8 protein-coding genes are annotated in these 9,277 nt (G+C 71.6%); 3 read left to right on the top strand and 5 right to left on the bottom strand.

The features are described 5' to 3' along the window. Positions 1-7: 7 nt before the first annotated feature. Positions 8-1,483, top strand: coding sequence for a type VII secretion integral membrane protein EccD (eccD, locus tag ACWDTS_RS22525; RefSeq protein WP_450119061.1), 1,476 nt, complete (start codon positions 8-10; stop codon positions 1,481-1,483). Positions 1,484-1,532: 49 nt separating this feature from the next. Continuing rightward, positions 1,533-2,852 carry a type VII secretion-associated serine protease mycosin gene (gene mycP, locus ACWDTS_RS22520; RefSeq protein ID WP_450119074.1) on the top strand — a complete coding sequence of 440 codons (1,320 nt, stop codon included), beginning with the start codon at positions 1,533-1,535 and terminating at the stop codon, positions 2,850-2,852. A gap of 27 nt (positions 2,853-2,879) precedes the next feature. On the opposite strand, the gene eccB is transcribed toward mycP, so the two are convergent. Then, positions 2,880-4,331, bottom strand: coding sequence for a type VII secretion protein EccB (gene eccB, locus ACWDTS_RS22515; protein ID WP_450119060.1), 1,452 nt, complete (start codon positions 4,329-4,331; stop codon positions 2,880-2,882). 107 nt (positions 4,332-4,438) lie between these two features. Here eccB and eccE point away from each other — a divergent pair, with 107 nt between their 5' ends. Continuing rightward, a complete protein-coding gene (gene eccE, locus ACWDTS_RS22510) occupies positions 4,439-6,061 on the top strand; it encodes a type VII secretion protein EccE (RefSeq protein WP_450109310.1) in 1,623 nt (540 codons plus the stop codon). Positions 6,062-6,080: 19 nt separating this feature from the next. On the opposite strand, the gene ACWDTS_RS22505 is transcribed toward eccE, so the two are convergent. The 4 genes from ACWDTS_RS22505 to ACWDTS_RS22490 all read right to left on the bottom strand — a co-directional run bounded on the left by ACWDTS_RS22505 (position 6,081) and on the right by ACWDTS_RS22490 (position 9,267). Next, positions 6,081-6,647 (bottom strand): NADPH-dependent FMN reductase, encoded by a 567-nt coding sequence (locus tag ACWDTS_RS22505; protein WP_450109309.1) that lies wholly within the window; start codon positions 6,645-6,647, stop codon positions 6,081-6,083. Positions 6,648-6,727: 80 nt separating this feature from the next. Then, entirely contained in the window at positions 6,728-7,627 is a 900-nt protein-coding gene (gene truA / locus ACWDTS_RS22500; protein WP_231611645.1) for a tRNA pseudouridine(38-40) synthase TruA, read from the bottom strand. A 5-nt stretch (positions 7,628-7,632) separates the two neighbouring features. After that, positions 7,633-8,175 carry a 50S ribosomal protein L17 gene (gene rplQ, locus ACWDTS_RS22495; RefSeq protein ID WP_197257025.1) on the bottom strand — a complete coding sequence of 181 codons (543 nt, stop codon included), beginning with the start codon at positions 8,173-8,175 and terminating at the stop codon, positions 7,633-7,635. 30 nt (positions 8,176-8,205) lie between these two features. After that, positions 8,206-9,267 (bottom strand): DNA-directed RNA polymerase subunit alpha, encoded by a 1,062-nt coding sequence (locus ACWDTS_RS22490; protein WP_197257027.1) that lies wholly within the window; start codon positions 9,265-9,267, stop codon positions 8,206-8,208. Positions 9,268-9,277: the final 10 nt, after the last annotated feature.

The raw sequence follows: 9,277 nt of genomic DNA, 5'->3' as shown, positions 1-9,277 counted from the left end.
CACATCGTTGACGGCTACGCACATCGACCCGACGCGCGCGGGCACCGAACCGAGCCGGGGCATCGGCGCTCCGGACCTGTGCCGGATCACCGTGCTGACCCGGCACAGCCAGGTCGATCTGGCCCTGCCGCTGGGTGTCCCCGTCGCGCTGCTCGTACCCGGGATCGTGGATCTGGTTGCGGCACACCGCACCGACAATGATTTCGACTCCACCCCCGATCAGGTGGAGCCCGACCGGTGGACCCTCGCGCGGCTGGGCCGGGCGCCGCTGTCCGGTGCGCTCGCACTCGAGGAACACGGCATCCGGGACGGTGAACTGCTCGTGCTCGAGAACGCCGCCGTGCCCGCGCCGCCACCGCTGTTCGACGACGTCATGTATCACGTCGCGGTCGCCGACCGAGATCGCCTGCGCCGCTGGTCGGCGCCGGCCGCGCAGTCGGTCGCCGCGGTCGTCGCGGTCCTCGCCGTCGTCGTGGGTTCGGCGGCGCTGCTGCAGACCCCGGCCGGGACCGAGCGCGCGATCGCCGGCGCCGCGACGGCGATCGCAACCGTGCTGCTCGTCGCCGCGGCCGCCGTCCTGCACCGCGTCTACCGCGACCGTGCCGTCGCGCTGCTGCTGTCGGTGTGTGCGATCCCGGCCGCGTTCGCGACCGGGTTGCTCCTCGTACCCGGGGACTACGACCTCCCGCATCTGCTGCTCGGGGCGGTCCTCACCGGGACGGTCGCCGTGGTGGTCCTGCGCCTCGCCGCGGTCGGGACGGCGACGTTCACCGCGGTCGCGACGGTCGCGGCGGTGACCGCGATCGCGTCGACCGTCGCGGTGTACGTAGCGGTTCCGGTGGCCTCGGTCGGGGCCGGTCTCGTCCTGGCCGGGTTGCTCGCCGGAACGCTCGCGCCGCGGATCGCGATCATGCTCGCGCGGCTGCCGCTTCCACCGGTGCCGGCACCCGGGACGTCCCTCGATCCGGTGGTCGCGGACCCCGACGACACGAACCCGGCACCGACGTTCGACGAACTCGAAGCCGGTGCAGCCCTGGCCCGGTCCTATCTCACCGGCCTCGTGTATGCCGTCGTCGTCCTGACCGTCGCGGGTGCGTGGTGCGCGGCGATTCCCCGGGCAGGTGACGGAATCGAGTGGCCGGGTGTCGCACTTGCGGCCGCCTCGGGAATCGCGCTGATGTTCCGCGGTCGCACCCACGCGGGGGCGGAGACGGCCGCGCCGCTGGTGCTCGGCGGCGGCCTCGTCCTGCTCGGGCTGCTCGCCGGTGCAGCGATCACCGATGCCGCGCCGCCCATCGTGCTGTTCTCGGCGGCGAGCGTGCTGCTCGTCGGGGCCCTGGTCTTCGGGATCGTCGCCCCTCGACGCACCTTCACACCGGTGCAGCGCCGGTTCGCCGAGATCACCGAGTACGCCGTCGTGGCGACGATCGTCCCGCTGGCCTGCTGGGTTCTCGGGCTCTACTCCGCCGTGCGCGGCATCTGACGTGCGGGCCCACACCCTGTCCGTGACCGCCGCGTTCGTCGCCACCGGGATGCTCGCCACGGCCGCTCCCGCGACCTCGGCACCGCCGATCGTCGACGCGGGAGCGCTACCGCCGGCCGCCGCGCCGGCGCCGCCGGACGAGACCGAACAACGCAACCTGTGCACGCAGGTGCGGGACGCCGCGGACGCTCCGCACCCGCCTGCCGCCCAGCGCATCCTGAACTTCGCGGCGGTCTGGCCGCTCACCCGCGGCGCCGGACAGAAGGTCGCGGTGATCGACACCGGGGTGTCGCGGCATCCGCGACTTCCGAACCTGTCCCCCCGCGGGGACTACGTCTCCACCGGAGACGGCACCGACGACTGCGATGCGCACGGCACCCTCGTCGCGGGACTCATCGCGGCACAGCCGGTGCCGGGTTCGGGATTCGCCGGGGGCGCACCGGATGTCGAGGTGATCGCGATCCGCCAGTCCAGCCGGAACTTCTCCGACCGCAACCACCGTCCCGACGACGCGACCGCGCGCAACTCCCCCGGCTACGGGGACGTGCGCACGATGGCGGCAGCGGTGCGGACCGCCGCCGACCTGGGCGCGACCGTCATCAACATCTCGGAGGTCGCGTGCGTGGCGGCCGCGGACGGTCTCGACGATCGCGCGCTCGGCGCCGCCGTCCGGTACGCGACCGACGTCCACGACGCGGTGGTGGTCGCGGCGGCCGGCAACACCGGAGACCTGTGCCGCTCATCGAATCCCGGCAGTGTCGATCCGCTGACACCGGACGGCGATCCGTGGTCCGCGATCACCACGATCGCGTCACCCGCCTGGTACGACGAGTACGTGCTCACCGTCGGATCGGTCGAGGAGGACGGCTCCCCGTCGTCGTACAGCCTGCCGGGGCCGTGGGTCGATGTGGCCGCGCCGGGCAGCGGCGTGGTGTCGTTGCATCCCACCTCCGGTGGGCTCACCGACGCCTACCTGGGACAGGACGGACCGCAGCCGATCGCGGGCACGAGTTTCGCGGCACCGCTGGTCGCGGCGACGGTCGCCCTGGTGCGTGCCCGCCACCCCGAACTCGACGCCCGCGCCGTGACGGCGCGCATCGAGGCGACCGCGCACGCCCCCGCCGAAGGCTGGAATCCCCGGGTCGGGCACGGTGTGATCGACCCGCTCGCCGCGGTCGCCGGCCCCGATCCCGCCGCCCGGACCGAGGTCGCAGCATCCGTGCCGGTCGACCCGCCGCGGCCGGTCCCGCCGCCGGACCACCGGCCGCGCACCGTCGCAGTGGCGGCGGGCGGCGGTGTGTGCGGGGTGCTCGCGGTCGCGGTGCTCGCATCGATTCCGTTGCGGCGCCGAACCCGCCACCCGTCCTGACCGAACGATCTTTCGTGTCGGCCGGATTCATCCGGCAGGACGCATCGGAGCCGGTCGCGGGTCGGGCGCGACACCGTCGTGGGCGACGAGCGCCTCCGCGCGCCCCAGCGCCGGTCCCGGCGCGAACAGCGACAGGATCTGCCAGGGTGCGCGGGCCGGCGTCTGCGGGAATCCCAGCGCGGCAGCGGACTCGGCGTCGACGATGCCGTAGCGCACTCCGGTGTCCGCGACGTAGAACAGCGAGCCGCGCCGGTCGCCGTCCGGAACGATCGAGGTGCTCTGCACGTAGGCGCCCCGCCCGGGTGGCACATATACGGCGTCCGCGTTCGGGCCCGGACCGTCGGCCTGGGCCAGCCCGACCGGCACGGCGTCCTCCGGGATCGGCAGTGCGCGACCCGCGGAGACCGTCAGTTCCGAGCGGCGCTGCTCGCCGGCACCGTCGACGGGGTGCCACGTCAGACAGCCGACGGGCCGGTCGGCCGCGTCGACGATCGACGGGACGGTCCGCGGGAACGTGTCGACCGTCAGTTCGTGCACCGTCGGCGCCTGGTTGGTCGTATCCGGAGGGACGATCGGAATCTCCGCGGCGCCTTGCGAATCCGAGTAGTGGATGATCTGGGCCGTGGCCTCGGACACCTCCTGTACCCCGTCACGCAGCACGACGTAGTAGCGGCGGCCGTCCGGCTCGGCCATCGCGACCACCGAGCCCACCGTCAGTCCGTCGATGGGATAACCGGGTTCGGTGCCGGCCCCGTCGATGAGGGGTGCGGTCAGTCGTGGCACCTCCGGGATCGCCTCGATCAGTCCGGCCCCGGCCGGGCGCACCATCGTCTCGTCGATGCCGAGCACGCGGGTCAGTGCGCGGTCGTGCAGGTCGATTTCCGCTCGCGTCCCGTCGTAGATCAGGTAGTGCGTTCCTCCGGCGGCGACGAGCAGTGCTTCACCGTCGAGGACGCCGATCCGATCACCGAACTCGGGTATTCCGACGACGAGTGCGGTTGTCGTCGAACGGTTTCCGGTCTCCACCGTGTCGCACACGGTCCACGGTTCGTCGCCGGAGCGGTGCGTCAGGGCGGACGGGGCCCCGGGGATGCCGACGAGCGGGCCGCGCGGACGCGTCGCGAACTCCTCGTCCGCGACCACCACCGGTTCGGCCGCATTGCCCAGCACGAGGCGCGCGGATGCGAGGTTGAGCACCGGATGGAACGCACCGTCGACGGCGACGAACATCGCCCCGGAGTCACGGCCGATCACGACGGCGGCGTTGCCGATCTTGTCCTGTGGCCGGAACAGCGCCAGCGCCGCGCACCCGGCGAGAACGAGACAGGCAACGACGGCGCCGACCGCGAGTGCCCGCGCCTGCGAACGCATCGGGTCGCCGATCATCCGCACGTCCCGGCGGACCAGCGCATGCTCCATGCGCCGCACCAGGAATCGGTAACCGCTGACCTGCCACCGTGTGGTGGGTTGCGCTGCCATGCTTCCTCCCCCGTACCGCACGCCCCCTGCCGCCACACAGTACAGTTCGCTCGGGGAATGTCGGGTGGGCCCTGCGGTCCGCCTCGACCGGAGTCGGGGGAACAGCGATGGACCGAGTGGAATCCGCACGGGCACAAGGGACGGGCCTCGTGCGGCTCGTCGTCGCCCAGTGTGTCGCCGCGGCGACGTGGGTGGCCGTGGCGGCGGCCGGTGCACCCGTGGCGATCGCCGCCGCCGTCGCGGTGTGCGTCGCCGCGGTGGTACTCGTGCGCATCCGCGGTCGCGGTGTGCCCGACCTCGCGGTGGTGCTGTGGCTGTACTTCACCGGGCGATACCGGCGGCCGGGGCGACCGGTCGATCACCCCCTCGGATCCGACCGTATCGGACTGATCCGGGACGGAAGCTGCCTGAGCGCGGTACTCGAAGTTCTTCCCCCGCCTGCCGACAGCGCTCGCCTCGACCGCGATCGTGCCGCGCCGGGCCGGGTGCTGCCGCTCGCGGCGATCGCGCGGGGCCTGTCGCACCACGACGTCGCCCTCGACGCGATCGACGTCGTCGCGCACGGTCGGCGCGTCCTCGACACGACGCCGGCCGGCCGGGTCTACGCACAGCTCGTCGGGCCGCTCCCGGCCGCGTCGGTGTGCACGGTACGACTTGCGTTGCGGCTCGACGTGTCCCGGTGCCGCGACGCCGTCACGCGGCGCGGCGGCGGCGCCGAAGGGGCCGCCCGGACGATCACGGTCGCGGCGCAACGACTCGCGCGGATCCTGGGTGAATCCGGTCTGCGCACACGGATTCTCGGTTCTTCCGAGATCGATGCCGCGGTCGCGCGCATCACCCGGGGTGTCGATCCCGCCGAGCTCGAAAGGCACTGGCGGAACGTCCCGTTGCCCGGCGGATTCGACAGCGGCGGAGTCGTCGAGGCGCGCCGGCTCGAACGTGCGACGTTGACCGGGTTCTGGTCCCTTCCGTCGCTGTCGTCCACCGTGACGGTGCGGCTGCGGCCGGGTTCGACACCGGACCGGTTCCGGGCCGGTGCACTCGTGCGAACCACGACACGCTCCGCCGAGCCGCTCGCCGCGCCGGGGTTGCGTCCGGTGCGGGGCCGCGACCGTGCCGCTCTCGTGGCCGCGTTGCCGCTCGCCGTGCCGGGACTCGAGAATCTGACGATGCTGCGCTCCCTGACGACCGCGGATCTCGACGCGCTGACGCTGCCGGTTGCCGGATGCGGCCAGCTCATCGGATCCGACGAGTCCGGGAAGGCGGTCGCCGCGCGGCTGACGGGGGCGGGCGTGCGCTCGGTGCACGTGGCCGGGGAACTGTATCTGGCCCTGCAGATCGTGTTCCGGGCGGTCGCGGTCGGCGCCCGGGTCGTCGTCCACACCGACCGCCCGCACGCGTGGCAGCCGCTGCTCGACGGCGCGGCCGGTCCGGATCGGCTGCGTCTGGCGGGCCGTCATCCGGGCGACGTCGAGTTCGACACGGTCGTCTACGACGGCGTGCGACCGGCGACCGTGCCGCCGCACGTCACCGCACTGCACGTGCACACCCATCCGGATCAGTGGCCGCGCGAGCGTCCCGATCTGACACTCGTGCAGCCGGGTGCCGTGGGCAACCGGGTGGTTCTCACCGCCGGCTCGCAACGCACCGCGTTGACGCTGGTGACCATCGCCGCCGAAACCGCGCACATCGGCCGGCCTCGCACGGCCGAACCCGCGACCGCGCGCTGAGGTCGCCGATCAGGGCGTGTCAGCCCGGATAGGGTTCGGTCTTCCGCCCGGCCCGCACGGTGCGCGCCCACCAGGCGATCTCGTCGAGCATCCGTTCGGCCGCATCGATCGCGGCACCGTCGGAGGTGCTGCCGTCGGCGGCGAACGCGTGCTTGACGCGGTGGAAGCTCACGGATTCGCGGACCGGCACCATGTGCACCTCGATCAGCACCTGACGGAGTTGCTCGACGGCCCGCAGCCCTCCGGACAGCCCGCCGTAGGCGACGAATCCGACCGGCTTGGTGCGCCATTCGTGTTTGACGGTGTCGATCGCGGTCTTGAGCGACGCCGGATAGCCGTGGTTGTACTCGGAGGTGACGATCACGAACGCCTCGGCGGCACCGATCCGGCGGGTGAACGCCTCGGCCCCGGCTCCCCCGGACAGATCCTGCGGCAGCGGGGTGTCGGCGAGATCGAGGATCCCGACGTCGAATTCGGATCGCCGGCGCGCGGTGTCCGCGAACCAGTTCGCGACGACAGGAGCGACACGTCCCGCGCGCACGCTCGCCACGATGATGTCCAGCTTGATCGGCTCGGTCCCGTCCATGGCTGTATCCAACCACCCGGTAGGCCGTGTGCCTTTGTGGCGGCCCCAACCGCCACAACGACACACCGGGGCGAAGCCCCCTAGCAGCACCCCGGAGCGATCGGGCCGCGCACCTCGCGGGTCGCCGCGTTCCGGGCGGCGAGGTCCTCGTCGGCGGGATAGTCCACCCCGACGAGCGACAGGCCGTGCGCCGGCGCGACCGCGACCGACGCCGCGCGTTCGCGTTCGTCGAGCAGACCGGTCATCCATTCGACGGTCCGCCGGCCTTCACCCACCGCGAGGGCCGCGCCGACGAGGCTGCGCACCATCGACCAGCAGAACGCGTCGGCGCTCACGTGCGCGGTGAGGATGTCACCGTCCCGGGTCCACTCGTAGCGCTGCAGTTCGCGGACGGTGGTCGCGCCCTCGCGGCGCTTGCAGAACGCCGCGAAGTCGTGCAGGCCGAGCAGCGACGCCGACGCCCGCTGCATCGCGTCGAGGTCGACGGCCTTCGGCCACGCGACGGTGTCGCGGGCGCGCAGCGGCTCCGCCCCGTACACGGCGGTGGTGACGCGGTACTCGTAGTGCCGCCGGATCGCCGAGAACCGGGCGTCGAAGTGTTCGGGGGCGATCGAGATCGCGGTCACCCGCACGTCCTTGGGCAGGAAGCGGGCGAGGCGCCGCACCCAGCGGGACGGGTCGTCGGGCAGGGCGGAGGTGGGCACGTCGACGTGGGCGACCTGCCCGGAGGCGTGCACGCCGGCGTCGGTGCGCCCGGCGACCGTCAGCAGGACGGGGGTGCGCACGATCGCGGAGAGTTTCTCCTCGATCTCTCCGCACACGGTGCGCAGGCCGGGCTGCCGGGCCCAGCCGGAGAAGTCGGTGCCGTCGTAGGCGATGTCGAGTCGCAGCCGGGTGATGTCCCCGGGCTCGGATGCGGAGAACCCGCCGTCCCCCGAGGGGACGACGGGTTCGTTCGCATCAGCGGATGCCGAAACCAAGTGGACTAGTCCTTCTTGGCCTCGTCGGCGTCGGCGGCCGTCGCGGTGCTGTCCTCGATACCCTCGACGACGGCGTCCGCGTTCTCGACCTCGGCGTCGGTCGCGTCGGCTTCGACAGCCTCGACGACGTTCTCCTCGGCAGCCTGCGAGGCGGCGACGCGGCGAGCGCGATCGGCCTCGGAGGTGACCGTCTTCTCCTTGACGAGCTCGATGATCGCCATCGGAGCGTTGTCGCCCTTGCGGGGGACGGTCTTGATGATGCGGGTGTAGCCGCCGTTGCGGTCCTCGTAGAACGGACCGATCTCCGCGAACAGGGCGTGCACGACGTCCTTGTTGCGGATGACCTTCAGCACCTCACGACGCGAGGCCAGCGTGCCGGTCTTCGCGTGCGTGACGAGCTTCTCCGCGTAGGGACGCAGAGCCTTGGCCTTGGCCTCGGTGGTGGTGATGCGGCCGTGCTCGAAGAGGGCGGTGGCCAGGTTGGCCATGATCGCCTTCTGGTGCGAGGCCGACCCGCCGAAGCGGGCGCCCTTCTTGGGCTTGGGCATGATTTTCTCCTAGTAACGGACCGTGAGCTGCTACAGCTGCTCGGTCTCGGCGTAGTCCTCGTTGCCGTCGGTGTCGCCGAAGGAACCGGCATCGGTGTCGCTCCAGGTACCGGTCGCGGCGTCGTAGCCGGCCACGGTGCTCGGGTCGAACGATGCAGGGCTGTCCTTGAGCGACAGGCCGAGCGAGTGCAGCTTGACCTTGACCTCGTCGATGGACTTCTGACCGAAGTTGCGGATGTCGAGCAGGTCGGACTCCGTGCGTGCCACGAGCTCGCCGACGGTGTGGACACCTTCGCGCTTGAGGCAGTTGTAGGACCGGACCGTCAGGTCCAGATCCTCGATGGGAAGTCCGAAGGAGGCGATGTGGTCGGCCTCGGCGGGCGAGGGACCGATCTCGATGCCTTCTGCTTCGACGTTCAGCTCACGAGCCAGACCGAAGAGCTCCACCAGGGTCTTGCCCGCCGAAGCGAGCGCGTCCCGCGCGGTGATCGAGTTCTTGGTCTCCACGTCGAGAATCAGCCGATCGAAGTCGGTGCGCTGCTCGACGCGGGTCGCCTCCACCTTGTACGTCACCTTGAGCACCGGCGAGTAGATCGAGTCGACCGGGATACGGCCGATCTCGGCGCCGGACGCCTTGTTCTGCACGGCCGGGACGTAGCCGCGACCGCGCTCGACGACGAGCTCGATCTCCAGCTTGCCCTTGTCGTTCAGGGTGGCGATGTGCAGGTCCGGGTTGTGGACGGTGACACCGGCCGGGGGCACGATGTCAGCCGCGGTCACGGTGCCGGGGCCCTGCTTGCGGACGTACATGGTGACCGGCTCGTCCTCGTCCGAGGACACCACGAGGCCCTTGAGATTCAGGATGATGTCGGTGACATCCTCCTTCACACCGGGGACGGTGGTGAACTCGTGGAGCACGCCGTCGATGCGGATGCTGGTGACGGCCGCGCCCGGGATCGAGGACAGCAGGGTGCGACGAAGCGAGTTGCCGAGGGTGTACCCGAAGCCAGGCTCGAGCGGCTCGATGACGAACTTCGAGCGGTTGTCGGCGATGACTTCTTCGGTCAGCGTGGGTCGCTGCGAAATGAGCATGAGTTGCCTC

The sequence above is a fragment of the Rhodococcus sp. NPDC003383 genome, from assembly GCF_053589115.1.
Note: the sequence above shows the minus strand (reverse complement) of the source record. Positions and strands in the feature narration are given on the sequence as shown.

Excerpts from the sequence above, each read along its gene's own strand:
- ACWDTS_RS22490 (WP_197257027.1), bottom strand. The coding sequence starts at position 9,267 with ATGCTCATTTCGCAGCGACCCACGCTGACCGAAGAAGTCATCGCCGAC.
- mycP (WP_450119074.1), top strand. The coding sequence starts at position 1,533 with ATGCTCGCCACGGCCGCTCCCGCGACCTCGGCACCGCCGATCGTCGAC.
- eccE (WP_450109310.1), top strand. The coding sequence starts at position 4,439 with ATGGACCGAGTGGAATCCGCACGGGCACAAGGGACGGGCCTCGTGCGG.
- rplQ (WP_197257025.1), bottom strand. The coding sequence starts at position 8,175 with ATGCCCAAGCCCAAGAAGGGCGCCCGCTTCGGCGGGTCGGCCTCGCAC.
- ACWDTS_RS22505 (WP_450109309.1), bottom strand. The coding sequence starts at position 6,647 with ATGGACGGGACCGAGCCGATCAAGCTGGACATCATCGTGGCGAGCGTG.
- eccB (WP_450119060.1), bottom strand. The coding sequence starts at position 4,331 with ATGGCAGCGCAACCCACCACACGGTGGCAGGTCAGCGGTTACCGATTC.